The 23,644-nt window shown below is 68.6% G+C and carries 22 protein-coding genes, 2 pseudogenes and 1 riboswitch; of the genes and pseudogenes, 8 read left to right on the plus strand and 16 right to left on the minus strand.

All coding sequences use genetic code 11. The features are described from left to right. Positions 1–72: 72 nt before the first annotated feature. Genes B1A87_RS19790 through B1A87_RS19800 form a run of 3 tightly spaced genes read right to left on the minus strand, consistent with a single transcriptional unit; the run spans position 73 to position 1,997 of the window. The gene (locus tag B1A87_RS19790; RefSeq protein ID WP_078026950.1) at positions 73–1,281 is read right to left on the minus strand and encodes an O-succinylhomoserine sulfhydrylase; all 1,209 of its coding nucleotides are present in this window, start codon (positions 1,279–1,281) and stop codon (positions 73–75) included. Next, positions 1,282–1,692 carry a rhodanese-like domain-containing protein gene (locus B1A87_RS19795; protein ID WP_078026951.1) on the minus strand — a complete coding sequence of 137 codons (411 nt, stop codon included), beginning with the start codon at positions 1,690–1,692 and terminating at the stop codon, positions 1,282–1,284. Then, positions 1,689–1,997 carry a DUF1737 domain-containing protein gene (locus tag B1A87_RS19800; protein ID WP_078026952.1) on the minus strand — a complete coding sequence of 103 codons (309 nt, stop codon included), beginning with the start codon at positions 1,995–1,997 and terminating at the stop codon, positions 1,689–1,691. The genes B1A87_RS19795 and B1A87_RS19800 overlap by 4 nt, the downstream gene beginning before the upstream one ends. Before the next feature lie 13 nt (positions 1,998–2,010). After that, positions 2,011–2,126: riboswitch (SAM riboswitch) on the minus strand. Positions 2,127–2,369: 243 nt separating this feature from the next. Here B1A87_RS19800 and B1A87_RS19805 point away from each other — a divergent pair. The 3 genes from B1A87_RS19805 to B1A87_RS19815 all read left to right on the plus strand — a co-directional run bounded on the left by B1A87_RS19805 (position 2,370) and on the right by B1A87_RS19815 (position 6,366). Continuing rightward, entirely contained in the window at positions 2,370–3,665 is a 1,296-nt protein-coding gene (locus B1A87_RS19805; protein ID WP_078027094.1) for an NtaA/DmoA family FMN-dependent monooxygenase, read from the plus strand. 4 nt (positions 3,666–3,669) lie between these two features. Next, positions 3,670–5,058, plus strand: a complete 1,389-nt coding sequence (locus B1A87_RS19810; protein WP_260680983.1) for an aromatic amino acid ammonia-lyase — start codon at positions 3,670–3,672, stop codon at positions 5,056–5,058. A gap of 258 nt (positions 5,059–5,316) precedes the next feature. After that, complete coding sequence (locus B1A87_RS19815; protein ID WP_139362697.1) at positions 5,317–6,366, plus strand: PLP-dependent cysteine synthase family protein; 1,050 nt, start codon at positions 5,317–5,319, stop codon at positions 6,364–6,366. A 46-nt stretch (positions 6,367–6,412) separates the two neighbouring features. Here the strand turns inward: B1A87_RS19815 and B1A87_RS19820 are convergent, their stop codons facing one another. The 6 genes from B1A87_RS19820 to B1A87_RS19835 form a co-directional block, all read right to left on the minus strand. After that, positions 6,413–7,420, minus strand: coding sequence for an EAL domain-containing protein (locus tag B1A87_RS19820; RefSeq protein ID WP_260680984.1), 1,008 nt, complete (start codon positions 7,418–7,420; stop codon positions 6,413–6,415). A 281-nt stretch (positions 7,421–7,701) separates the two neighbouring features. Next, positions 7,702–7,851, minus strand: a complete 150-nt coding sequence (locus tag B1A87_RS24295) for a Rieske 2Fe-2S domain-containing protein (protein ID WP_260680985.1) — start codon at positions 7,849–7,851, stop codon at positions 7,702–7,704. Then, positions 7,842–8,120 (minus strand): hypothetical protein, encoded by a 279-nt coding sequence (locus B1A87_RS24300; RefSeq protein WP_260680986.1) that lies wholly within the window; start codon positions 8,118–8,120, stop codon positions 7,842–7,844. Before B1A87_RS24300 ends, B1A87_RS24295 begins: the two co-directional genes overlap by 10 nt. After that, positions 8,121–9,296 (minus strand): FAD-binding oxidoreductase, encoded by a 1,176-nt coding sequence (locus tag B1A87_RS19825; protein ID WP_260680987.1) that lies wholly within the window; start codon positions 9,294–9,296, stop codon positions 8,121–8,123. Positions 9,297–9,465: 169 nt separating this feature from the next. Beyond that, positions 9,466–10,248, minus strand: a complete 783-nt coding sequence (locus tag B1A87_RS19830; RefSeq protein WP_078026955.1) for an alpha/beta fold hydrolase — start codon at positions 10,246–10,248, stop codon at positions 9,466–9,468. A gap of 49 nt (positions 10,249–10,297) precedes the next feature. Beyond that, positions 10,298–11,230, minus strand: coding sequence for an aminodeoxychorismate lyase (locus B1A87_RS19835; protein ID WP_078026956.1), 933 nt, complete (start codon positions 11,228–11,230; stop codon positions 10,298–10,300). A gap of 93 nt (positions 11,231–11,323) precedes the next feature. Between B1A87_RS19835 and cls the strand changes: the two genes are divergently transcribed. Then, the gene (gene cls / locus B1A87_RS19840) at positions 11,324–12,811 is read left to right on the plus strand and encodes a cardiolipin synthase (RefSeq protein WP_185982370.1); all 1,488 of its coding nucleotides are present in this window, start codon (positions 11,324–11,326) and stop codon (positions 12,809–12,811) included. A 70-nt stretch (positions 12,812–12,881) separates the two neighbouring features. Here cls and B1A87_RS24305 read toward each other — a convergent pair whose 3' ends face one another. The 5 genes and pseudogenes from B1A87_RS24305 to B1A87_RS19860 all read right to left on the minus strand — a co-directional run bounded on the left by B1A87_RS24305 (position 12,882) and on the right by B1A87_RS19860 (position 17,359). Beyond that, positions 12,882–13,010, minus strand: coding sequence for a hypothetical protein (locus B1A87_RS24305; RefSeq protein WP_260680988.1), 129 nt, complete (start codon positions 13,008–13,010; stop codon positions 12,882–12,884). A gap of 146 nt (positions 13,011–13,156) precedes the next feature. Then, positions 13,157–15,101, minus strand: a pseudogene (locus B1A87_RS19845) (chorismate-binding protein); the annotation flags it as partial. After that, positions 15,098–15,670, minus strand: coding sequence for a low molecular weight protein-tyrosine-phosphatase (locus B1A87_RS19850; protein WP_078027096.1), 573 nt, complete (start codon positions 15,668–15,670; stop codon positions 15,098–15,100). The gene B1A87_RS19850 and the pseudogene B1A87_RS19845, both read right to left, overlap by 4 nt. A gap of 115 nt (positions 15,671–15,785) precedes the next feature. After that, on the minus strand, positions 15,786–16,409 hold the full coding sequence (locus B1A87_RS19855) for a LysE family transporter (protein ID WP_078027097.1): 624 nt from the start codon (positions 16,407–16,409) through the stop codon (positions 15,786–15,788). Positions 16,410–16,543: 134 nt separating this feature from the next. After that, on the minus strand, positions 16,544–17,359 hold the full coding sequence (locus tag B1A87_RS19860) for a methyltransferase domain-containing protein (RefSeq protein ID WP_078026958.1): 816 nt from the start codon (positions 17,357–17,359) through the stop codon (positions 16,544–16,546). 104 nt (positions 17,360–17,463) lie between these two features. On the opposite strand from B1A87_RS19860, the pseudogene B1A87_RS19865 reads away from it, so the two are divergent. Both B1A87_RS19865 and B1A87_RS24310 read left to right on the plus strand, forming a co-directional pair. Continuing rightward, positions 17,464–18,464, plus strand: a pseudogene (locus B1A87_RS19865) (APC family permease). Next, positions 18,428–18,817 carry a hypothetical protein gene (locus tag B1A87_RS24310; protein ID WP_260680989.1) on the plus strand — a complete coding sequence of 130 codons (390 nt, stop codon included), beginning with the start codon at positions 18,428–18,430 and terminating at the stop codon, positions 18,815–18,817. Before B1A87_RS19865 ends, B1A87_RS24310 begins: the two are co-directional and overlap by 37 nt. Here the strand turns inward: B1A87_RS24310 and B1A87_RS19870 are convergent. Next, complete coding sequence (locus B1A87_RS19870) at positions 18,792–19,283, minus strand: MarR family winged helix-turn-helix transcriptional regulator (protein ID WP_260680990.1); 492 nt, start codon at positions 19,281–19,283, stop codon at positions 18,792–18,794. The two genes, B1A87_RS24310 and B1A87_RS19870, sit on opposite strands and share 26 nt — an antisense overlap. A 224-nt stretch (positions 19,284–19,507) precedes the next feature. On the opposite strand from B1A87_RS19870, the gene B1A87_RS19875 reads away from it, so the two are divergent. Next, the gene (locus tag B1A87_RS19875) at positions 19,508–21,724 is read left to right on the plus strand and encodes an MMPL family transporter (RefSeq protein WP_078026961.1); all 2,217 of its coding nucleotides are present in this window, start codon (positions 19,508–19,510) and stop codon (positions 21,722–21,724) included. Here the strand turns inward: B1A87_RS19875 and B1A87_RS19880 are convergent. Next, entirely contained in the window at positions 21,717–22,679 is a 963-nt protein-coding gene (locus B1A87_RS19880; RefSeq protein WP_078026962.1) for an NAD-dependent epimerase/dehydratase family protein, read from the minus strand. The two genes, B1A87_RS19875 and B1A87_RS19880, sit on opposite strands and share 8 nt — an antisense overlap. A gap of 132 nt (positions 22,680–22,811) precedes the next feature. Here B1A87_RS19880 and B1A87_RS19885 point away from each other — a divergent pair, with 132 nt between their 5' ends. Continuing rightward, complete coding sequence (locus B1A87_RS19885) at positions 22,812–23,522, plus strand: TetR/AcrR family transcriptional regulator (RefSeq protein ID WP_078026963.1); 711 nt, start codon at positions 22,812–22,814, stop codon at positions 23,520–23,522. Positions 23,523–23,644: the final 122 nt, after the last annotated feature.

The following is a 23,644-nucleotide window of genomic DNA, read 5'->3' on the forward strand; positions in this document are numbered from 1 at the left end:
CCGGAAGATTTTATTAGTTAAGGCTTACCTAAGTAAAACCGGTCGGCCTGGCGTTACGCCGTGCCATTCTCGTTAGATCTGCTTGAGTGCCTGCTCCAGGTCACCGATCAGGTCCTCGGGATCCTCCAGCCCCACCGACAGGCGCACCACGCCGTCGCTGAGGCCGATGGCCGCCCGGCCCTCCGGGCCCATGGCCCGGTGCGTCGTTGTGGCGGGGTGGGTGATAAGGGACTTGGCGTCGCCCAGGTTGTTGGAGATGTCGATGATCTTCAGGGCATCCAGCAGCGCGAAGGCGGCGGCCTTGCCGGACTGGCCGGCCGTCGTCGCGAGTTCCAGCGTGAGCACGGTGCCGCCGGCCTTCATCTGCTTCGCGGCCAGCTCGTACTGCGGGTGGGACTTCAGCAGCGGGTACTTGACCCAGCTGACAGCGGGCTGGTCCTCGAGCCATTCGGCGAGGCGCAGCGCTGTGGCCGACGAGTGGTTCACGCGCAGGGCCATGGTTTCCAGGCCCTTGGTGAGCACCCAGGCGTTGAACGCGGACAGGGCTGGCCCCGTGTGGCGCATGAGCTGCTTGACCGGTCCGTCGATGAATTCCTTGGTGCCCAGGATCGCCCCGCCCAGGACCCGGCCCTGGCCGTCGATGTGCTTGGTGCCGGAGTAGACGATCACGTCCGCGCCGAGCTCGCCGCAGCGCTGGAGCAGCGGGGTGGCAAAGACGTTGTCGACGACGACGGTGGCTCCCGCGGCATGGGCCAGTTCGCTGACCGCGGCGATGTCCACGATCTCCTGCATGGGGTTCGACGGCGATTCGAAGAACACGGCCGTGGTGGGCCCCGAGAGGGCCTCGCGCCACTGGTCCAGGTCCGGTCCGTCAACGAACACCGTCTCCACGCCCCAGCGCGGCAGGATCTCGTTGAGGATCACGAAGCAGGAGCCGAACAGCGAGCGGGCCGCCACCACGCGGTCCCCGGCGGCGAGCAGCGCGCCGAGGGCGGTGAACACGGCGGACATGCCGGACGCCGTCGCAAAGCACGCTTCGGTGCCCTCCAGCAGGCGCAGACGCTCCTGGAAGGTGGCCACGGACGGGTTGCCGTAGCGGGAATAGACGAAGCGTTCGTCCTCGCCGGTGAAGGCGCGCTCGGCGGCGGCGGCGGATTCATAAACGAACCCGGAGTTCAGGAACACGGGCTCCGTGGTTTCCTGGAAGTTGGTACGGTCCAGCCCGCCGCGGACGGCCTGGGTCTCCGGGCTCCAGCCTGCGGCGTCTTGATTGAAGGTCACTTAGTTCTTTCCCACGTTCGTTGGCAGGCCGCGGTTCTTCCAGCCGTTGACGGTGCGCTCGCCGTAGCGGTCCGGCTCGCCCTCGAAACCCTCAAGGACGTTGTAGGCCGTGAAGCCGGCCTGCGTGGCGGCGATGGCGGCGGCGATGGAGCGCTGGCCCGAACGGCACAGGAAGATGAGCTCCACCGCGGTGTCCTCGGGGGCCTGCTGCTTAAGCTGCTCGATGAAGTCGCGGTTGGGGATGCCGCCGGGGAAGGTCCACTGGATGAACAGCGGGTCGTTCTCCGTGGCCTTGGTGTCCGGAATGCCGATGTGGGCCCACTCGCCCTCGGTGCGGACGTCCACCAATATGGCGCCCTGCTCCAGCTTGGCCCACGCATCCGGCGGGGTCAGGTCTCCGGCGTAGCTCATGCGTGCCCCTCGAATGCTTCGGCGTTGAGGTCGTCGTCCGAGTCCAGCCGGTCCACGGCCGTGGCCACCGCGGCGTCGGCGCTGGCGATGGCGGCGGGCAGCACAAGGGCCTGCGCCACGATCACATTGATGCCGTTGTACGCGGCGGCGGGGCTGCCGTGCAGCACGTACCCCTCCGCCAGGGCCGTGGAGATGCGCTCACAGAAGGTGCGGTCGTCCGGGCCCGTGATCAGGCGGTAGGACAGTTTTTCCTCAGGTTGGTCCTGCGGGGACGGCAGGGTTGTGCCGGCGGGGGCGTCCGTCATGACGGATCTCCTTCTCTCACGCTTGCAGCTCGAAGTGGTCGATATGCCGAGTATTCACCTGAGGCACCCCGCCGCGAAAGGGAGGGTTGCCGACCGGCCAGTCAGGGCTTGGCGCCGGTTCTCATTACTCCCCAAAAACGTAACACCGACGACGGCGGCGCGCACCGCCGTCGTCGTCATGTTGCGTAACGCATCAAACAGCAACGCGGGGTCACTTACGGCCCAATCGAGGCTGCGGAAGCGGCCGTAAGTGACCCCGCGTCGCGGTAACAATGCCGCCGCCCGGGAGGATAATGACGGGAGATGAACCACCGTAACGCCGGATGAAACCAGGCAACAGTGAACGAGTCGAACCGCAATACAGTCAGTCCCATGCTGCACTTTGGATGGTTTGTGGGCCACGGTTTCGGAGTCCAGGGCTGGGGGACGCCGGGCTACGGGATCGGATACGACTGGAAGAAACCCGCGCTGTACCAGCACGCCGTGCGGGAGTTCGAGCGGGCGGGCCTGGACCTGTTCATCATCGAGGACTCCCTCACGGTGCCGGACACGTACGGCGGCAGTGCCGAGGTGTCCCTGGCGCAGGCGTCCTTTGCCCCGAAGCACGATCCGCTCGCGCTGGTGCCGTACCTGCTGTCCGCCACGGAGCACCTCGGGATCGTGCCCACCGTCAGCGCCTCCTTCTACCCGCCGTTCACCGCGGCCCGGCTCCTGGCCACGCTGCAGCACCTCTCCAACGGGCAGCTCGGCTGGAACGTCGTGACCTCGGGCAGCGACCTGGCCGCGCAGAACTTCGGCCTGGACCAGCAGATCGAACACGACCTCCGGTACGAGAAGGCGGAGGAGTTTGTGGACGTCGTGCGGAAGCTCTGGCGCAGCTGGGCGCCGGACGCCATCGTGGAGGACGCCGGGGCCGGGATCTTCGCGGACCATACAAGGGTCCACCCCATCAACCACAGCGGCGAGTTCTTCAAGGTCCGCGGCCCGCTGAACACGGCACCGCTGCCGGAGGAGCCCGTGCTGGTGCAGGCCGGCGCCTCCCCGCGGGGCAAGGCCTTCGCCGGAGGCAACGCGGACGTGGCGATCGCCCTGGCCCGCGGTGCCGACGGCATGAAGGCGTACCGCGACTCCATCCGCTCCGAGGCCGCGGCCGCCGGCCGGAACCCCGACGACGTCAAGGTCCTCTTCGTCCTCAAACCCACGGTGGTGGGATCCCGGGCCGAGGCTGAGGAGCTCCGGGCCGCGCGCCGGGAGCTCACGCAGCGGGACATCGACAGCCAGCTCAACTCCATCTCCTACCTCTCCGTGATCGATTTCAAGCAGTTCGACCTCGACGCACCGCTCCCGGAGCTCACCACCAACAGCAACCAGGGCACCCTGGACCACTTCGCCAAGTCCGGTCCGCCCGGCTCCACGCTGCGCCAGCTCCTGCAGGCCAGGAGCGGCGGCGCGGGCGACAGCATCATCGGCACCGCCGAGGAAATCGCCGACCACCTTGAGGAGACCGGGGCGGCGGTGGGCGGGGACGGCTTCCTGTTCTCCGGCTTCGTGGACCCTGCCACCGTGCACGGCGTGCTGGACAAACTGGCGCCGGTGCTGCGCCGCCGGGGGCTGCTCCGCACAAGCTACGGCGACGGCGGGTTCCGCCGGAACCTGCTGGACTTCTAGCGCGATGGACGGGGCCAGAGCTTCCGAAGACCTCCGGCCGGGCACTCGGCCGGCTGCTTTCCTGATCGGCACGGCGCATATCCGGGCGGAGGAGGTGGCCAGGGCCGCGGCGGATCCGGCAGTCGAGGTTGTCCTGAGCGCCGACGCCCTGGAGCTGATGGGGCTGTCCCGCGATGTGGTCCAGGCGGCCATCGACTCCGGCCACAAGGTGTACGGGCTCAACACCCTGCTCGGCTCCGGCCGGGACACCGCCGTCGAGGAGGCATCCATCCTCGACTACCAGATCCAGGTGATCCGGTACCACCACAGCGGCGTGGGAGCACTGCTGGCCCGCGACGAGGTGCGCGCCGTGATCCTGACCAGGCTCATCGGCTTCACCCGCGGCGGTTCGGGAGTCCGCCCGGACACGGCCCGGTTCTATGCCGAACTGCTCAACAGGGGGGTGGTTCCGGCCATTCCGCGTGACGGTTCCGTGGGCTCATCGGACCTGACGCAGCTGGCCGCGGTGGCCGCCGTCGCCATCGGCGAAGGGCAGGCGCTCGCAGAGGACGGCACCGTCGTGACCGGTGCCGAGGCGCTCGCCCGGGCAGGGTTGGAACCGCTGGTCCTGGCACCGGGCGAGGCCCTCGCGCTGGTCAGCGCCAACGCGTACTCCATCGGCGCGGGCGCACTCCAGTTCGGCCGGCTCCTGCGGCTCGCCGACCTCGCAGACACCGCGCTCGCGCTGTCCCTGGAGGCCACCGCAAGGTACGACGGCGGCGGGAACCTCAGCCCGTTTTCGCCTGCGGTGCAGGCGGCCAAGGCCGTGGACGGCCAAAGGGTTTCGGCCGCCAAGGTCCGGTGCCTGCTGCGGGGCGGCTGGCTGGAGGACCCGCGGCGCGAAGCCTCGGTGCAGGACGCCCTGTCCTTCCGCGCGGCACCGCAGACGCACGGGGCGTTCAGGGCCCAGGTGACGGCGCTCGCCGAGGCGCTGGAGGTGGAACTCAACGGCCGCGGCGACAATCCTCTGACGGACCTGGTGTCCGGCCGGATGGTCTCCGGCGGAAATTTCCAGCCGATGCAGCTTGCCCTGGCCTTCGAAGCGCTGCGGCTGGGACTGGCGCACGTGGGGATCAGCAGCGAGCGGCGGATTGCGAAGCTCTATCCGCCGCAGCGGCTTATCAGGCAGCTCAACCTGGAGGCCGCGCGGAGCGGCACCCCGCTGGCGGCCGAGGACCTTCCCGGCCTGCTGTGGTATTCGGCCGCGGGGCTGCTGGCCGAACTCAAGTTCCTCGCCGCCCCGGCAACGCTCGGCGCCCCGACCCTCTCTGCCGACGTGGAGGACCACTCCACCCTGGCGCCGCTGGCCCTCCAGCAGCTGGAACGGGCGGTGGAAACCGCGGGAAGCTGCTGACCATCGAGGCATTGACGGCCGCGTACCTCCTGGCCGAGGCGCAGGGCGCGGAGGCCGGAGGAAGCCAGTCCGCGGGCGAGGCGAGGCCGCTCGGCAGGGGACGGGCGCCGTCGTCGACCGCCTCGCCGTGCTGCTGGCGGAACAGTTGCCGGCGGCGGTGTTGGCTGACAGGGCCAGGGACGAGCTGGGGGAGCTGATTTCCGGGCTGCCCGAGCTGCGCACGCCGGCCCCCGAGGACGACGATGTGAGAGGAGAGGCATGAGCACCGTGACCGGCCAAAACCGGCCGCCCAGGCATGCGGCGCCCGCGCTGGACCTTGCGGCCGACGCCGGGGCTGTCCTGGCGCAGGTGGGCAACACGCCCCTGGTCCCCCTGGACGTTCTCAGCCGCGGGCTGGGCAGCAAGGTCTTCGTGAAGCTGGAATCGGAGAATCCCGGCGGCTCCATCAAGGACCGGACCGCGCTGAGCATGGTCCGGGCGGCCGAGCGCAGCGGGCAACTGCAGCCCGGCGGAACCATCGTGGAGAGCACGTCCGGGAACACGGGGATCGGGCTGGCGCTGATCGGGGCGCTGACCGGCCATCCGGTGGTGGTGGTGACCGGAGACTCCATTTCCGCCGAAAAGCTGGAGCTGCTGCACCGGTACGGCGCCCGCGTGGTGTTCACGGACTGGACCGCACCCTCGGATTCGCCGGCCAACGCCAGGGCCGTCGCCGCCCGCATCACCGCGGAAACGCCGGGAGCCTGGCGGCCACTGCAGTTCGACAACCCCGCCAATCCGCAGGCGCACTACGAGGGCACCGCTCCCGAAATCTGGGAACAGACGGCCGGAAGGGTGACGCACTTCGTGGCCGGAGTGGGAACCGGCGGCACCATCACCGGGAACGGCCGGTACCTGAAGGAGAAATCGGCCGGGCATGTGGAGGTGATCGGCGCGGACCCGTACGGCTCGGTGTACAGCGGCGGGCACCCGGGCCAGATCCTGGTGGACGGCGTCGGCAATTCCTGGCCCAAGCCGGACTGGCCGAGGGTCTTTGACCGCAGCCTGCTGGACCGGTTCCTTCGGATTCCCAACGACGAGGTGTACACCACCGTGCACCGGCTTCTCAACGAGGAGGGCCTGTCCCTGGGGCCGTCATCCGGGCTGACCGTGGCAGCGGCCCTCCGGGTGGCGCGGGCGGCGCCGCACGGGTCCGTGGTGGTGGCCATAGCCCCCGACACGGGCAGCAACTACCTGAGCAAGGCCTTCAACCCGGAGTGGCTGGCGGACAACCACATCCGCCTTGCCACGGACACTGCCGAGGACTGATCCTTCCGTCCTTCGGTGCCGGCCGGTCTTTCGGTGCCGGCCGGAGTCAGGAACCGCTGGGAGCGGCCTCGCTTTCCGACTGCGTCCAGGCGTTCCAGTCCAGCGGATGCACGGTGGGGCGGCCCAGGAGATAACCCTGCGCAGCAGCCATCTCGAGGTCCGTCACTGCGGCCAGTTCCTCCTGGGTTTCGACGCCCTGCGCTGCCAGAACAGCGCCGATGTGCCGGGCGAGCTCACCCATTGCGGCGGCGCGCAGCCGCTGCCACTCGGAGTTTTCGATTCCGTCAATGAACTTGCGGCCCAGCTTGATGATGTCCGGGTGGAGTGCCAGCACCTGGTCCATCGAGGTGAACCCCGCACCGGCTCCGTCCACGGCGATCCGCAGTCCGCGGCCGCGGAGCGGTGCCAGCGCGGCCGTGAGTGACGCGTACTGATCGGCGGGGACGTTGCCGTTCAGCTCGATGACGATCCTGTCCATCGCCAGCTGGGAGTGCTCGAGCAATCCCTGGATCCGAGGATCCATGCATGTGGCGGGAGTGAGGTTCAGGGCGATGAACAGGTGCTCGGGGACAGCCTGCGCCGCCGTAAGGGCCCGGTGGAGGGCGGCGATTTCAAGGTCAGTGCCGAGGCCCACCGACTGGGCTTCGCTGAACCAGTGGTCAGCGCTGGCGCCGTCGTCGCTGACGAACCGGGTCAGGGCTTCGACGCCGATCACGTGCCCCGCCGGAATCCGGCGGACAGGCTGGAAGGCAGTCATGAGCATCTTGTCGCCGAGGACGGCTTCAATGCGGTTCCTGCTGCGCCTGGTAAAGGGAACGGGGGCGGGCGCCTGCAGCGGCTGATCGGCTTGAATACCAGGTGCGCCGTTATCCGGGGCGTTCGTCAGCGCGGTGGTGGCGGTGAGGTGCTCCAAGAGTGCCTGTTCAGGGCTGTCCGGATGCGCCGCCACGAGTTCGCGCAGTTGGGTGCGCGTCCATTGGCTGTCCGGTTCGGACTCGGACAGCAGTTCGTCGATGATTTCTTGCGCCTGCCAGCGCACAGTTATGCCACCCACATCCCCCGGCAGCTTTGCCTGGGCCCCCAGACCCGTGGGTAGTGAGTTTGTCAACGGAGGAAGGGAGGTCTCGTCCCTAGACATCGGCTATTCCTTTATAGGTTCACGATTCCGGCTGAGCCCGGAACCGGGCCGTCCTGCCGCTTCGCCGCGGGGCGCTGACGGGATGGCCGTGGTAGAAGCGTACAACGGGAAAGACTGACGTGTCTCATTTTTGCGCACTGCGAATTTTGTGCGCTGCGCCGCGTTTGCTCCGCCCGGCCGGCACCGGCATCTGGACGCTAGGGCAGGTGCCTGGGCGGGAGATTCTTCGTGGCAGGGCCCTGGATAACCGTGCCGTCGGTGGCAAAGCGGGAACCATGGCAGGGGCAGTCCCAGCTCAGGTCGGCCGCGTTGAACCCGACGGTGCAGCCCCTGTCTCTTATACACATCTAGATGTGTATAAGAGACAGGCCGAGACCGCTTCCATTTGGCCGCCCGTGGTGGCGTAGACGGCTGTGGGCTCCCCGCCCACGTCTATGACCTTCCCCTCACCCGGAGCCGGCAACGCGGGGCCGCGCCCGCCCGCCGGCTGGATGGGCGCGCCGCCGGTTGGGCGCCCGCGCCGGCCGTCGGCGCGGCGGCGGAAGGGGCTGGCTGGAGTGCCTCCGTTACCGGGGTGGGCCGGTTGCTGTCGAACACGGCGGTCTCTTATACACATCTAGATGTGTATAAGAGACAGGAGGGCGTCCGTGAGGATGATCGCCGCGGCAGTGCCGTTGGTCAGGCCCCACTTCCGCAGGCCGGTGATCACGTGGACGTGGCGGGCATCCGGCCGCATGAGCCCGACGTACGGCAACCCGTCCACGGGCATGGCGTCCTGCGTTGACCATCGGAATGCCGTCTCGCCGGCGCCGAGGCGGTCCCGGGCGAAGGCGGCGAGCCGGCCGTACCGTTCGGCGGCGTCGCCGATGTCGGACGCCCGGTGGCCTTCACCGCCGGTGAGCATGTAACCGGTTCCGTCCACATCGACGGTCAGGATGGAGCGCATCGGCTCGTCGACGCTGATGAACGACGAACTCCTGAACGCATCATCGACTGGCCCGGTGGCCAGGCTGGCGGTGAGGTATGAGCGGTGCGCATAACAGCGGGCGTCGAAGGCGCCCCGGTCGGCGAACGGCACATTCGTGGCCACAATGACGTCCCGCGCCCGGACAGAGCCCCGCTCGGTGCTGACCACGGCCGGTGACCCGTCCTGCAGCGAGACCGCAGGCGACTCCTCGAACACGAAGCTGCCGTCGCCGTGGACGGCGCCCGCCAGGCCCTGAAGGTACTTCACCGAGTGGAGCTGTGCCTGGCCGTCGAAGCGGACGCCGCCTTTGACGGAAAAGGGCAAGGGGACATCGGACGTATAGGCGGACGGAAGGCCGAGCCGGGCCGCGAGGGAGGCTTCGTCGCGCACGCGGGCCAGGGCGTCGTCGGTCTCGGCGTAGGTGTAGTTGTCGACGCGGCGGAAGCCGCAGTCGATGCCTTCCCCGGCAACCGTGCGTGCAATGTGTTCGATCGCGGCCTGGTTGGCCTCCCCATAGGTGCGGGCGGCGGCTTCTCCGTGGCTGCCGGCCAGCTCCGTGTAGGCGAGGCGGTGCAGCGAGGTGACTTTCCCGGTGGTGTGTCCGGTGACTCCGGTGCCCACCCGTGCGGCCTCGACCACCGCAACCGTCTGGCCCGCGCGTTTGAGGGCCAAAGCCGCCGTGAGTCCGGCGATGCCGCCACCGATCACGGCAACGTCGACGTCAATGTCGGCGTCCAGGGAGGCATAGGCGGTGGCCCCTGCCGTTGCCACCCAGAGGGAAAGGGGCTTGCCCCCGGGTTGCCCATCCGCAGGCCGCTCAACCACGGCCCGTGCCCCATCGACTACCTGGCGCGTTCCCGGGTGTAGGACATGTTCGGTTCACTGCCGCCGTCCTCCTCTATCCACGCCATGAAGTCCGCCAGGGACATGAAGCAGTAGTAGTCGCTGTGCCAGACGATACCTTTAATGCGTCCGGGAAGGAACGGGCTTGGAGTTATGCGTTGGCCGGGCGTGCGCGGCGGATCGGGAACAGCGTCTGCGGCGACCCTGCAGCACCAAGGAACTTGAGGATGAGGGCGGTGGCGGCGTCCGGCTGCTCGAGTGGAAGCGCGTGCGATGCGCCCGGTACGACGGCGAGCTGGCCCTCAGGCAGCGCTTCGTAGAGGGCGACGGTGTGGGTCAGCGAGACGAGGTCGTCGTCGCCGGACAACACGAGCACCGGACTGCCGATCTGCGAGACGTCCGCGGCGGTGAGTGTCGGCTCTGCGGAGAACATCGCGAGACTCTTCCTAAAGACCTCATCCAGGTGTTCCGCGCCGTCAGGGGAGCGTTCGATGTAGGCCCTGCCCAGTTCCTTTGCCATCGGCGAATCGGGGTCCATCTCCACGGGCACCATGCCGTCATAGTGGAAGTTCGCCCCGATGACCACCATCTTCCGAACCAGGTCGGGCCGCTGCAAGGCGACGAGCAGGGCGATGATCCCGCCGTCGCTCCAGCCCACCAGGTGGGCCGCCCCGCCCACTACCTTTTCCAGCACGCCGATGGTTTCGGCAGCCATGTCCGCGTAGTGGAAGTCGGCGTCGGAGTCTGCCGTATAGCCGTGGCCGCGGCGGTCGAAGGCGACAACGCGGTAGCTTTCGGAGAGGTCGCGCCCGATGCTGTTGAGTAGCTCGTCACTGTTGCTCAGGCCACCGTGCAGCAGTAGCAGCGGTGGGCCTGAACCGCCACGGTCTTCGACCCATGTCGGGTGCCCGTCGATTTCCACTGTGCTGGCCATGGTTCGCTATTTTCCTCCGGGCCGGCCAGCACCACAACGGCAGGCGTGCCTATTCGATCCCGGCGAACAGCTCGTTCAGCTCGGCGGTCAGCTGCTTCCGGAGGGCGGGCGTGCCGATTTCGCGGCCGTCGATGTGGTTGACCGGCGCCAGCAGCCGGATGCTGGAAATCAGCCAGACGGCGTCGGCGTCGAACAGGTCCTGGGGCTCCAGCGGGCCGTAGCCGAGCTCCCAGCCGGCTGCCTTGGCTGCGGCGAACAGGGCTCCCTGCGACGTGCCGGCAAGGATGCCGCTGTCCAGCTGCGGCGTGATGAGCCGCTTGACCGTTGCGCCGCCGTCGCCCGTTTCGACGTGGGCGAGCAGGACGGTGGACGTCGGGCCCTCCAGCACGCGGCCGTCGGACGAGGTGAAGATGACGTCGTCAGCGCCCTGTTTGTGCGCGTGGCGGAGCGCTGCCATGTTCACCGCGTAGGACAGGGTCTTGGCGCCGAGCAGCAGCCACGGAGCGCGTTCGGCAACATCGCTGTCGTAGCCGCGGTCCAGGAAGATGACGTCGACGCCCGCTTCGCGCTGCCGGCGGCCGGCCGCGCCGACAGCGGACACCTGCACCCAGCACGTGGGGGAGGAGGCGCCCTCCACGCCGCGCGTCACCAGGAGCTTGACTACGGCCTCATCCTCATCGGGAGAGGAGGCCGGGTTGTCCGAACGGAACGCCGAGACGCCCGTTTCGATGGCCCGTCGCCACACATCCTCACCGGGGATTTCCAAGTCCAGGGCCCGCGCGGACCCGGCCAGGCGGTCCAGGTGCGCCTGGACCTTCCGGGTCCGGCCGGCGACGGCGAGCATGGATTCGAATACGCCGTCGCCGCGCGTGGCGCCCTGGTCGGTGGCCATCAGCTGCGGTTGCGTGGGGTCGGCTATCCGGCCATATTCGTAGTCCGGGTCGAGGAATACCAGCACGGTGGCGAGGGCAGGAGAAGTCATGCTTCCAGCTTAGTGCGGGCCGCGCCCGATAGGCTGGGCAGGTCAGCGCCTTCCGGAACGGCTCCGAGGGTACGAAATATCGGGGGTTCGCCTGTGTTGTGGCCATTTCCGCTTGCCGGGACCTTGCCGTCCTGGTTGATCCTGCTGCTGGGCGCCGCTGACCTCATCATCCGGATCCTCGCGGTGGGCATCATTCCCGGCAACCGCAGGCCCACCACCGCCATGGCCTGGCTGCTGGGCATCTTCTTCGTGCCGTCCGTCGGCCTGATCCTGTTCCTGCTCTTCGGCAACTTCCGGCTTTCCCGGCGCCGCGTGGAGCAGCAGCAGCTGGTCAGCGAAAGGGTGCGGGCCCGCACGTCCGTTCTGACCGACGCCGCAAGCGAATACCCGGGGCCGGAATGGGTGAAGTCCGCGGCCGAACTCAACCACCGGCTGGGGTCCATTCCCATGGTGGACGGCAACTCCGTGGACCTGATCCCCGGATACCCCGATTCCATCGCGGCCATGACCGAGGCCGTCCGCAACGCCAAGAGGTTCGTCAACGCCGAGTTCTACATCATGAGCACGGATCACGTGACGGATGAACTCTTCACGGCGCTGGAAGAGGCCGCCGACCGCGGTGTTGAAGTGCGCGTGCTGTTTGACCACATCGGCACCCTCCGGATCAAGGGCTACCGCAGGCTTCTCAGGCGCCTCAGGGCCAGCCGGATCCAGTGGCGACGGATGCTCCCGCTGCTGCCCATCCACGGCCAGTGGCGCCGGCCGGACCTGCGCAACCACCGCAAGATCATGGTGGTTGACGGCGAAGTGGCTTTCACCGGGTCGCAGAACCTGATCGAGCCGTCCTACAACAACCCCAAGCACCGCAAGGTGGGCCGTGAATGGGTGGAACTGATGGCCCGGCTGCGGGGCCCCATCGTGCCGACGCTCAACGTGGTCTTCGCGACCGACTGGCTCAGCGAGACGGACGAGTCCCTGGAAGCGCAGCTCGAGGACCAGCTGCAGCCTCCCGCCAATTCCGCCCCGGGCAATGTCACGGCGCAGGTGGTTCCCAGCGGCCCCGGGTTCAGCACTGAGAACAACCTTCGCCTGTTCAACACGCTCATCTACTCCGCCCAGCACCGGATCTCCATCTGCAGCCCCTACTTCGTGCCAGATGACTCGCTGCTCTATGCGATCACCACCGCGGCGCAGCGGGGTGTCGACGTCGAACTCTTTGTCTCCGAGAAGGGCGACCAGTTCCTGGTCCACCACGCGCAGCAGTCGTACTACAAGGCGCTCCTCGAAGCCGGCGTGAAGATCTACCTCTACAAGGCGCCATTTGTGCTCCACGCCAAGCACTTCACCATTGACGACGAAGTGGCCGTCCTGGGTTCCAGCAACATGGACATGCGCTCCTTCTCGCTGAACATGGAGGTTTCCGTGATGCTCCTGGGCGCGGAGATCGTGGACAGCATGCGCTCAGTGGAGGACACCTACCGGGACATCTCCCACGAGCTGAAGCTCGAGGACTGGATGCGCCGTCCGCTTGCGGCGAGGTATGTGGACAACGTCGCCCGGCTCACGGCGACGGTCCAGTAAGCCACGGTCCAGTAAGCGACGGTGCAGTAACCAGGCCGCAGTGGCGGCCGCATTCGGGCCGGCCGCCGGCTCATTCGCCGGGGAATTCCGAACCCAGCGCGGACAGCACGCCGAAGGCTTTGGTACGGATTTCCTCGTATTCCTCCCCGGGCGCCGAATCGGCGGTGATCGCGCCGCCGATGCCAAGGCTGAGCTTCATCCGCCGCTCTCCCCCGGAGGCGTTCCCCCCGGAGGCGTTCCCCCGAGGCGTTCCCCCGGAGGCGTTCCCCCGGAGGCGTTCCCGCCGGCGCCCGTGCTGCCGGCGTCCGTTCCTGCGGCGCCGGGCCCGGCCGTCCCGCCGTCGTTGCCGTCCGTCTGGATCACCAGCGTGCGGATGGCCACCGCAAGGTCCGTGGCCCCGTTGAGCGAAAAGTAGCCGATAGCCCCCGAGTAGACACCGCGCGGGGCTCCCTCCAGCCGGTCGAGGATGGCCATGGTGCTGATTTTCGGGGCGCCTGTCATGGAGCCGGCGGGGAAGCACGCGGCCACCGCCTCGGCCCGCGGCGACCCCGGCGGCAAGGTGGCGTCGATGGTGCTCACGAGCTGGTGGACCGTTGCGTAGCTTTCGATTTCGCACAGCCGGCTGACGGTCACGGAGCCCGGTTCGGCAAAGTGGCTCAGGTCGTTCCGGAGCAGGTCGACGATCATGATGTTCTCGGCCCGGTCCTTCAGCGAGGTCGCCAGGTCGCGCCGCAGGGCCGCGTCGAGCTCCGGATCGGCAGCCCGGCGCCGGGTGCCCTTGATCGGCTCGGCCCGCATGCCGCCGTCGGACGCTATCCGCAGGAAACGCTCCGGCGACGTGCTGGCCACCGTCAGGGCGCCGAAGCGCAGGTAGCTCGCGAACGGCGCCGGGTTCCGCCTTCGCAGCGCCAGGTACGTCGGCCACGGATCGAGGCCGCCGGCGGGAACCTCGGCCGTGAGGGTGGTGGTGAGGCAGACCTCGTAGGTGTTGCCTTCGGCGATCTCGTGCTGGGCCTCGGCGATCTTGCGCTTGTACCCGGCCTCGGTGTCCCGGTTTCTGAAGGCCGGCACCGCCGGACGCACGACGCCGTTGCTGCCGCCGGCCTGGTTGCCGGCACCCGCCTCGGGTGCGGTGCCGGCCGCGGTTACGGCGGCGCGGGCGTCGGCGAGCCAGTCGGCTGCATCCGGCGCGTCAAGGGCGAGCAGCCATGCGGAGCCCTCAGCGTGGTCCAGGACCACTGCCCGCCCGGTGAAGATCAGGGCCGAATCAGGGGTCTCCGCCGCGACGTCGGATCCGCCGGTTTCGCGCTTGAGCTCATAGCCGAGGTACCCGAGCCAGCCCAGGGTGAAATCGCACGGATACCCCTCGGGGGCGCGGAGCGCTTTCCGGCCCCAGACGGTCTCCAGCCAGCGGAAGAACGTGCCGGGCACCTCGGCCGTGGCGCAGCCGGCGGTGATCCGGTTGGTCCCCGAGCGGTGCCGGACCGACTGGCCGAACGTGCCGCCGTCGTCTGCAAGGACGCTGAAGCGGCTGCGCTCCGCGGCGGGCGTCCCCTCCCAGTCCGCGCTGTCCGGGACGGGCGGGACGAGGGACGAATCCAGCCAGACGGCATTCGCCGACGCGCCGTATAGCCGTTCGAAGAGGACAGCGGCGTCCGGGCGGCCGTCGATGCGTTCGGCCAGCAGCCGGAGGCCGCGGCGCGCGGAGAGCTCCGGAACCAGCACGGTGGCGAGGGCCGGGAGGTAAGTGAGCGCCTGCAGCACGTCCGCCGGAGCGGTGTCGTCGGCACGGTTCAGGACCCGGACATCCGCGTACTCCCGCACGTTGTCCGCGGCAAGGAGCTCTGATTCCTGGGCGGCCCACTGGTCCCAGTAGGGCTCATAGGTATCACCGTCGCGCTCGAGGGGCGCGGCTGCGGCGTTCGTTGTCCGGCGAATCGGCCCAGATGACGGCGTCCAGGTGCGGCCTGGCCGCCGCGGCAGCTGCTCCCACGCCTTCGACGATCACGATCTCGGCGGGCAGCGTGACCCGGGCGTCGCCGTCGTAATGCCGTTCCCAGTCCCAGCTGACCCAGGTTGCCGGTTCGCCGCGCCGGAGGGGCGCCAGCACCGTGGTCACGTAACGCTCCACGCCGGCGGCGAGGCCGTTCCAGCCGGGATAGATGTCCTCAAGGTGAAACAGGGAGACCTTGTGGTGGTTCCGCAGCCGTGCCGCCAGTTCGATGGCCAACGTGGTCTTGCCTGCGCCGGACCGCCCGTCAATGGCGATGATCACAGGTGCGGGGGTCATGAAATAGAGCGTACCTGCTCGCTGTTCTGAAGCTGGAGCGGGGCGTCATCGGCTGAGGCTGCAGCGAGGGCGGAACGGACGTACTCGACGATTCCCGGCACCGATGCCCGGACCTGGTCCCATACGGCATCAAAGTCCGCGTGCCCGCCGTACCAGGGGTCTTCGATGCCCTGTTCCAGCGGGTCCTTCGACTCGAGTGCGGGGTCGAAGCTGCGCAGCATGCGGACCTTCGCGAGCGACTCCGAATCCGGCGCCGACGCGCGCAGCCAGCCGTAGTGGTCCACGTCCAGGGCAAGAATCAGATGGCGTTCGGCGAACCATTCGGCGCGCCACTCCCTGGCGGTGTGGTGGTCCGAGCTGAGGTTGTTGGCAGTCAGTTTCCGCGCCGCCCGGAGGTCGATGGGGCGGCCGGCCTCGTAGGCGGTGGTGCCGGCGGAGTCCACCACGACGTCCCCCGCGAGCCCCGCGGCGGCGAAGGCCTCGGTGAGCATCAGCTCGGCCATGGGGGAGCGGCAGATGTTGCCGGTGCAGACCGCGATGATCCGGTACGGGCTGGTCATTGAGGTCATGGTGCTAAGCATGGAGGATGACCGTCCCGCTTGGCTAGTAAGTGCCCTTATGGTCTACGGATTCCGTAAAGTTGCCTGACCGCGGGGTCACATTTGCGAAAACGCGTCCGCCCGGTTAATGGATGAGCGCCAGCAGGACGCCCACGGCGACGAAGAGGACGCCGAAGATCCGGTTGAGCCTCGTCTGGCCCCGGACATCGTGGGTAAAGCGCTGGAACGACTTCGCGGCCGCTGCGAAAAAGAACCACATGACGAGGATGTCGATGACCACCACGGTGGCCGTGAGGGCGACGTATTGCGGCAGCAGCGGCTGTTCGGGCCGGATGAACTGTGGCATGAACGCCAGGAAGAACACGATCGCCTTGGGATTGAGCAGGTTCACCCAGAGGCCGCGGCGGAACATGGACCAGGCGGGCTCGTTCCTGAGGGCGGCGGCCTTTTCCTGGTCCAGGTCCGGCTTGTGCAGGAACTGCCGGATCCCGAGGTACACGAGGTAGGCGGCCCCGGCGTAGCGGATGACGTTGAAGGCAACGGGGGATCCCGCCACGAGGACTCCGACGCCCAGTGCGACGATGACAACGTGCATGATCAGCCCGGCCTGTTGGCCGAGGATCCCCCAGATGGAGCGGCGGAAGCCGGACGTCAGCGAGTTGCTCATGGTGTTGATGGCGCCCGCGCCGGGAGTGAAGCTGATGAGGACGCCGGCGCCCGCGAGGGCCAGCCACAGGGAGATTTGCACCAAACAAGCTTAGTGCGGCCTGCCGGTGGGCTGCGCCCGCGGCCATTCGCCGAAAATGGCCGCCCGGACGGTGCCCTGGTCGGCCATTTTTGGTGAATCGGTGGAGGCGGCGGGCCTACGGGCCGGGCCCAGGTTCAGGCGCGCGCGATGACCTCGCCGTTGGGGATGAGGAACCAGCCGTCGTTCGTGGAGCCCCAACGGTGCCACCCTGCCGAGATGCGGGTGAGGTCTGCCTCCTGCACGAACCCGTACTCGAGGGCCTGTTCGGCGAAGGCTGAGTGCAGCACGCGCTCGCCCCACACCCTGGCCTGCCAGCGCCGCTGCTGCCCGGTGGCGTAAAGCCAATTGCTGCTCGTGGGCGCCACGTCCGTGAATCCTGCCGCCTGCGCCCAGGAAACCAGGCGGCGTCCGGCGTCGGGTTCGGCGCCGTTCCTCCGGGCGATCCGCTGGTACAGGTCCATCCACTCGTCGAGTTCGGGGATGGCGGGGTACCAGCTCATGCCGTGGAAATCGGCGTCGCGCACAGCCACAATGCCGCCCGGCTTGGCCACCCGTCGCATCTCGCGCAGCGCCTCCACGGGATCGGTCAGGTGCTGCAGGACCTGGTGGGCGTGCACGACGTCGAACGTGTCGTCCTCGAAGTCCAGGTCGTAGATGTTGCCGGCCACGAACTCGACGTTCTCCACGCCGCGATCGGACGCAAGTTCCCGCGCGTGGGCAATGACGTCCGGGGAACGGTCCAGCCCGGTCACCTTCCCGGGGGCCACCAGTCCGGCGAAGTCGCACGTGATGCTGCCCGGCCCGCACCCGACGTCCAGCACCGACACCCCGGGGGTGAGGTGCGGAATCACGAACGCCGCGGAGTTCTCCGCCGTCCGCGAGGCATGGGCGCGGACCACTGACTCGTGGTGGCCATGCGTATATACATCTTCTGGCTGCTGCGCACTCATAGGGAAACGCTACTCCTCCGCGCCGGGGATGGGCCGGAGCAAGACCGGCAGTTTTTTGTCGTCGGCCGTCTGTTTCCCCGCTTCTGCCGGCCCGGCTTCTGCGGATGATTAGAGGGGTGGAGAACAACAGGATCAGTAACAAAGCAGGGCTCGGCGTCTTCCGGGCAACAGGGATCTATGTCGGTGCCATCCTCGGGTCAGGCGTGCTGGTGCTCCCCGCCATCGCGGCCCGGGAGGCGGGTCCGGCGTCGCTCCTCGCGTGGGCGCTGCTGCTGGTGTTCTGCACTCCCGTGGCGTTCAGTTTCGCCGAAATGAGCCGTCAGCAGCCCGACGCCGGGGGATAGCGCACTTCGTGACGCGGGCATTCGGGCGGCGCGCCTCCGCCGTGGCCGGCTATCTCTTCTACTTCGCCATCCCGTTCGGGGCTCCCGCCACCGCGGTGATCGGCGGCAACTACATCGCCCACGCCCTGGGCGGCGGCCGCGGAACGGCGCTGGCCGCTGGAGCCGTGCTGCTGGCGGCAGGGTTCGCGAGCAACGCCGTCGGAATCAAGCTCTCCAGCCGCATCCAGCTGACGCTCATGGTGGTCCTCGTGGGGCTACTGGCGCTGGCCGTGGCCGTCGCGGCGCCGCACGCGAAGGCGGAGAACTTCGAGCCTTTCGCTCCGCACGGCTACTGGGCTGTGGGCGGCGCCGCGAGCCTGCTCTTCTTCTGCTTCGCCGGCTGGGAGGCCGTGACGCATCTGGCCGCGGAGTTCCGCCACCCGGAGCAGGACCTCAAACGGGCCACCTGGCTCACGCTGATCGTGGTGGGCGTGGTCTACATCGGCGTCGTGGCGGCCGCCGTCGCGGTCCTCGGCCCCGGGCTGCCCGGCAGTGCGGTGCCCGTGGCGGACCTGCTGGAGAAAGGGCTCGGAGGTCTGGCCGCCCCGCTTACGGCGGTCGCGGCGGCGGTCCTCACCTTCGGCCCGCTGAACACCTTCGTTGCCGGCGCCAGCCGCCAGGCGCGAAGCTGGCGTCCGACGGCGTGCTGCCGCGGCGCCTGGCGCGCGGCGGAGCCCCAGGGCAGGTGCCGGCCGCCAGCCTTGCGCTGCTGGCCGCGATGACGTTCGTGTCCTTCGGCGCGGCGGCGGCCGGACTGGCCAGCATGCAGTTCCAGATCGGTGCGGCATCGGCCTGCTTCACGGCGGTGACGGCGTTCGGGCTTGCGTCAGGCGTCCGGCTGCTTCGTCCGGGGACGGCGGCCTGGTACGGCGTGATCGTTGCCGCCGCGGTGATGGTGCTGGTCCTGCTTTTCAGCGGGTGGGCGCTGCTGGTTCCGGTCCTCCTCGGCGCGGCGGCGTTGGTTGCCGGCGGGCGCGGTCAACGCCGGCGCAAAGAGGCCGAAGTCCGTAGCGGCGCTGCGGCTGAACAAGCTGTGCCGGCACAGAAGCCTAGCGCGGGCCGTACGGTCCGGTAGCCGGCGCTTTGCCGGAGGCTTCCACGCCGGCGCGGACGGTGGCCTCGATCATCGAGTTCATGAACCGGGTCACCGTCTCCAGTTCCTGCGGCGTGAACCCGGCCATCGCCGCGCCCATGTGCCGGGCAAGCGGGAGGAACATGGCGCTGCCGTCATGGTAAGCCTTGTCCGTCATCCGGAGCTGGACCTGCCGGCGGTCCTGGCCTTGGCGCTCGCGGATGACGTGCCCCGAGCTGCAGAGCCGGTCGATCAGCGCGGTGGTGGCGGGGGAGCTCAGATTGAGTTCCTTGCGCAGTGTCCCGGGGGTGACCACCTGATCCGTGGCGGAGTGCCGCATAATCACGGCGAGCGCGTTGAGGTCGGTGCGGTGCATGTCGTTCCGGCCGCCGGCGGCATCGACGTACCGGTTGGCCTCGAGCGTGAACTCCTGAAGCAGCCGCACCAGGGGCTGTGGTGTGCCGGGCAAGGCCTCCTTAGGCTCATCGGGGTGCGGTCGGTCAGCCGGTTCTTCGGACACGGTGGCCTCCTTTCCCTTTGACGCCCTCCGGAGTTTACTCCAGCGGTGCCACGCGGAGCAGCGCGCCGCCACTACAGAGTGGGAACTATCTCTATGATGGAGATAGTCTATGCTGGATTGATTCTGCTTCGGCCCATACCAGCCGAGGTCCACCACCATCAACGAAGGTCGCCATGAAGATGAGAATCCACACCGCGCCGCGCGTCCCGTTCTGGCTGCGGTGGCTTATTCCGGGTCTGCTCGTCCTCGCGTGGCTGGCCATCGCCGGCGTCGGTGGGCCCACCTTCGGCAGGCTGGACGAAGTCTCGTCCAATGACCAGGCGTCGTTCCTGCCGGCCGGTGCGGAAGCCACCGAGGCGCGCGACTGGCAGGAAAAGTTCAGGGACTCCGATGAGGTTCCCGCCGTCGTCGTTCTTGAAAGCGGTGCCGCCTTCACCCGGGCCCAACTGGGCGAGGCGGCAGCCCTCAAGGGCGCGCTGGAGGCGCTGCGGGCGGGCAGTACCGTGATCGGGCCCCTGCCCTCCCAGGACCAAAAGGCCGTGCAGTTCATCGTGCCCATTTCGTCGTCCGGCGAAGTGAAGGACGCCGTGGCGGAGCTGCGGGACGCCGTCCGCGCCAAAGCGCCGGGCGGAACGCAGACGTTTGTCACCGGCCCCGCCGGGCTGGCGGCGGACCTGGCGGGCGCCTTTGCCGGCATCGACGGGATCCTGCTGCTCGTGGCGCTTGGAGCGGTTTTCGCCATCCTCCTGGCGGTCTACCGGTCCCTGCTCCTGCCCCTCGCCGTCCTCCTGACGTCGGTGTTCGCCCTGTGTGCGGCCATCCTGCTGGTGTTCGGCATGGCGAAACTCGGCTGGATCCAGCTCAACGGCCAGAGCCAGGGCATTCTGTCGATCCTGGTGATCGGCGCCGCCACGGACTATGCCCTGCTCTATGTGGCACGGTTCCGCGAGGCGCTCACCCACACCGCGGACCGGACCGCGGCCGTCCTCACGGCGTGGAAGGCCTCCTTCGAGCCGATCCTGGCGTCCGGAGCCACGGTGATCATTGCCCTGCTCTGCCTGCTGTTCTCCGACCTCAACTCCAACAAGGCCCTGGGTCCGGTGGCGGCAGCAGGCATCCTGTGCGCCCTCTTTGCGGCGCTGACCCTGCTGCCCGCCCTCATGGCGCTCCTCGGGCGCGGCGCTTTTTGGCCGTTCCGTCCCGGACTGGTGCCGGAAGGTGAGCGCGGGCCGCGGCTGGCCACGGGGCTGGAAGGCCAGAAGGGGCTGTGGCGTGCCGCCGGCTCCCTGGTGTCCCGGCGGCCGCGGATTGTTTGGGTGGCGTCTGCCCTCCTGCTGTTTGCCGCTTCGGCGGGCATCCTGCAGCTCAAGGCTCACGGCGTTCCGCAGACCGACGTCATCCTCAACGCCTCCAACGCCGTGGACGGCCAGGGCGCGCTGGGCCGACATTTCGACGCCGGAAGCGGAAGCCCCGCGGTCATTGTGGCTTCGGAGGCCAAAGCCGCGGAGGTGCTGGCGGAGGTCAGGGCGGCCGACGGCGTGGGGAGCGCCTATCTGCTGGCCGACAGAAGCGTGCCGATTACCGGCGCGCCCGGTGCGCCCACCGCCCCGGCCGTCCGCGGCGGGAGGGTACTGATCAACGCCACCCTCGACTTCGCCGCAGACTCGAATGAGGCCGAAAATGCTGTGGTCGCGCTGCGGGATAACATGAAGGGGCTGGACCCGGCGGCGCTGGTTGGCGGGGTGACGGCCACGGCCCGGGACACCAACACCACGGCGCAGCGGGATCTGTTCACCATCATCCCCGTGGTGCTGGGCGTCATCCTGGTCATCCTGATGCTGTTGCTGCGGTCCGTCCTTGCGCCCGCCCTGCTGGTGGCGTCCGTGGTCCTTTCCTACGCGGCCGCCATGGGGGTCTCCGCCCTCGTGTTCAACCACATCTTCGGGTTCCCGGGAGCCGACGCCACCGTGCCGCTCTTCGGCTTCGTGTTCCTGGTGGCCCTCGGCGTGGACTACAACATCTTCCTCATGAGCCGCGTCCGCGAGGAATCGCTCAAGCACGGCACCCGGCCCGGGATCCTGCGCGGCCTCGGCGTGACGGGCGGCGTCATCACGTCCGCCGGGGTGGTCCTCGCCGCAACCTTCGCGGCGCTGGGCGTCATCCCCATCATGTTCCTGGTCCAGCTCGCGTTCATCGTAGCCTTCGGCGTGCTGCTGGACACGGTGCTGGTGCGCTCGCTGCTGGTCCCGGCCCTGGCCTACGATCTGGGCCGGCGCATCTGGTGGCCCAGCAGGCTGGGGCGCGGACCGGGGCGCACGGAGCAGGAGCCCTTCCCCCCGGCGGACGAAAGTGCGGGCAGGGCCGAGGTCCAGGGTGCCGGCGTCAGTTAGCCGTACCGTGTGCGGCGCCTGCGGGCGCCTCCGATTTCCACCAGTCCACGGTCATCCGGGCAGCGTCGGCCAGGGGAGTGGGCCGTAGGTCCAGCGCCGCCTCGCTGGCCGCGGAGTCCATCACAAACGGCCGCTGGAACTGGTAGAGCATCTCGGCGAGTTCGCGGATATCGGCCGAGAACACTCCGACCGCGCGCAGCAGCCAGCCCGGCAGCACGCCGACCTTGGGCCCGGGGACGCCAGCCGCCTCAGCCAGTGCGCCGGCGAGCTGCCGCTGGGTCAGGGCCGGGTTGGTGGGGGCGTGCAGCACGCGGTTCCACAGCGCGGGCGTTTGTGCGGCCTTAATCATGGCCGCCGCCAGGTCGGGCACGAACGTGAACGAATGCGGCTGGTCCGCGCTGCCCACCACCTGCAGCGGCCGCCGCGCCATAATTCTCGGCACCATGCGCTCACCCGCGTGCGATGTCCGCACCCGGGGCCCGAAGAAGTCGCCTGCAACCACGCTAACGGTATTGGTGGCGCTCGCCGCCCGTGCCTGCAGCAGCGCCGTCCTCACCCTGCGCTTCCCGCCTTGGGCCTCGCGCGGGCCGTTCTCCGTCATCACCCGGTCGGGTTCACTGTAGGAGTAGAGGCTTTCGGGAAAGACGACGACGGCGCCCGCCTCGCCTGCCGCCGCCAGGATGGCCTCTTCTGCCCGCGGAAGTTCCCGCTCCCAGGCCTTGGCGCTGTAGGCAGAGCCGTGGATGCAATGGAAAAGGGCGGTGGCGCCGGCCAGCGAATCCGCCACCAGGGCCCGGTCGCTCACGTCCACGGCGCGCTTTTCAATCAGGTGGTGTTCCGGACCGCTGCCGGACCGTGTCAGGACGCGGACGCGGTGGCCCTGGCCGGCGAGCTGCTCGGCGACCGTCCAGCCCACCGGCCCGGCGCCCGTGACGACGCATAGTTCTTCTGGCATGGTGTGCCCGCTTTCGTGAGGAGTCGTATGAGAGCGGTGCTCTCTGAATCCAGAATGGGCGCTGGGCGTCTGAAAGTCAAGAGCACTGCTCACAATTGTGTCCGCTGCTCTATTTCATGCCATCCTTGGGGAATGGCCGAATCCCCCAAGCCCCGGACGCCCCGCGAACAGGCCCGCATCCGGACCATCGAGCAGATCATCAGGCTGGGCCGCGAGCATCTCGCCCTGCACGGAGCCGCCGCCCTCTCGCTCCGCGCGGTGGCCCGCGACCTCGGCGTCGTGTCCTCGGCGGTCTACCGGTACGTGGAGAACCGGGACGAGCTCCTGACGCTCCTGCTCATCGATGCCTATGGCGAGTTGGGGGATGCGGTGGACGCTGCCGTCGAGGCCCTCCCGGCGGGCGACTTCACGGGCCGCTTTGGCGCCCTGGCCCATGCCGTCAGGAAATGGGCACTCGGCGAACCCGCCCGCTACGCGCTCCTGTTCGGAAGTCCGGTGCCCGGTTATCAGGCCCCGGCAGAGCGGACCACGGGCCCCGGCACGCGCGTGGTCATCAGCCTGACGGGGATCCTGGATTCCGCCTACAGGGCCGGCAAGCTGGCAGCGCCGGACGCCGCCGCCGTGGGTCCCGCGCTGGCTGCGGACCTTAAGGCAATCCGCGGTGAACTGGGGCTGGCTGTTCCCGAGGCGCTGCTGGCCCGCGGCGCGCTGGCGTGGACGTCGGTCTTCGGTGCCATCAGCTTTGAAGTCTTCGGCCAGTACGGTGCCGACACCTTCGCGGCGCGGGATGAGCTGTTCGAGCACCACGTGCAGATACTGGCCGGCGTCGCTGGTCTCGAGTAGGGACTGCTGTGCCGGAAGAGTGGCCACTATCAGTTTGTTAACGCTAACAAAAATGTCTTGTATGTGAATTTACAACGATATAAAGTGTGTTTCAGCCCACAGTCGTTGAGCCTGGCCCCGGT

It is taken from the genome of Arthrobacter sp. KBS0703 (assembly GCF_002008315.2).
Classification (GTDB): Bacteria; Actinomycetota; Actinomycetes; order Actinomycetales; family Micrococcaceae; genus Arthrobacter.

Excerpts from the sequence above, each read along its gene's own strand:
- B1A87_RS19795 (WP_078026951.1), bottom strand. The coding sequence starts at position 1,692 with ATGAGCTACGCCGGAGACCTGACCCCGCCGGATGCGTGGGCCAAGCTG.
- B1A87_RS19800 (WP_078026952.1), bottom strand. The coding sequence starts at position 1,997 with ATGACGGACGCCCCCGCCGGCACAACCCTGCCGTCCCCGCAGGACCAA.
- B1A87_RS19805 (WP_078027094.1), top strand. The coding sequence starts at position 2,370 with ATGCTGCACTTTGGATGGTTTGTGGGCCACGGTTTCGGAGTCCAGGGC.
- B1A87_RS19810 (WP_260680983.1), top strand. The coding sequence starts at position 3,670 with ATGGACGGGGCCAGAGCTTCCGAAGACCTCCGGCCGGGCACTCGGCCG.
- B1A87_RS19815 (WP_139362697.1), top strand. The coding sequence starts at position 5,317 with ATGAGCACCGTGACCGGCCAAAACCGGCCGCCCAGGCATGCGGCGCCC.
- B1A87_RS24295 (WP_260680985.1), bottom strand. The coding sequence starts at position 7,851 with ATGTGTATAAGAGACAGGGGCTGCACCGTCGGGTTCAACGCGGCCGAC.
- B1A87_RS24300 (WP_260680986.1), bottom strand. The coding sequence starts at position 8,120 with ATGTGTATAAGAGACCGCCGTGTTCGACAGCAACCGGCCCACCCCGGT.
- B1A87_RS19830 (WP_078026955.1), bottom strand. The coding sequence starts at position 10,248 with ATGGCCAGCACAGTGGAAATCGACGGGCACCCGACATGGGTCGAAGAC.
- B1A87_RS19835 (WP_078026956.1), bottom strand. The coding sequence starts at position 11,230 with ATGACTTCTCCTGCCCTCGCCACCGTGCTGGTATTCCTCGACCCGGAC.
- B1A87_RS24305 (WP_260680988.1), bottom strand. The coding sequence starts at position 13,010 with ATGAAGCTCAGCCTTGGCATCGGCGGCGCGATCACCGCCGATTCGGCG.
- B1A87_RS19850 (WP_078027096.1), bottom strand. The coding sequence starts at position 15,670 with ATGACCTCAATGACCAGCCCGTACCGGATCATCGCGGTCTGCACCGGC.
- B1A87_RS19860 (WP_078026958.1), bottom strand. The coding sequence starts at position 17,359 with ATGAGTGCGCAGCAGCCAGAAGATGTATATACGCATGGCCACCACGAG.
- B1A87_RS19875 (WP_078026961.1), top strand. The coding sequence starts at position 19,508 with ATGAAGATGAGAATCCACACCGCGCCGCGCGTCCCGTTCTGGCTGCGG.
- B1A87_RS19880 (WP_078026962.1), bottom strand. The coding sequence starts at position 22,679 with ATGCCAGAAGAACTATGCGTCGTCACGGGCGCCGGGCCGGTGGGCTGG.
- B1A87_RS19885 (WP_078026963.1), top strand. The coding sequence starts at position 22,812 with ATGGCCGAATCCCCCAAGCCCCGGACGCCCCGCGAACAGGCCCGCATC.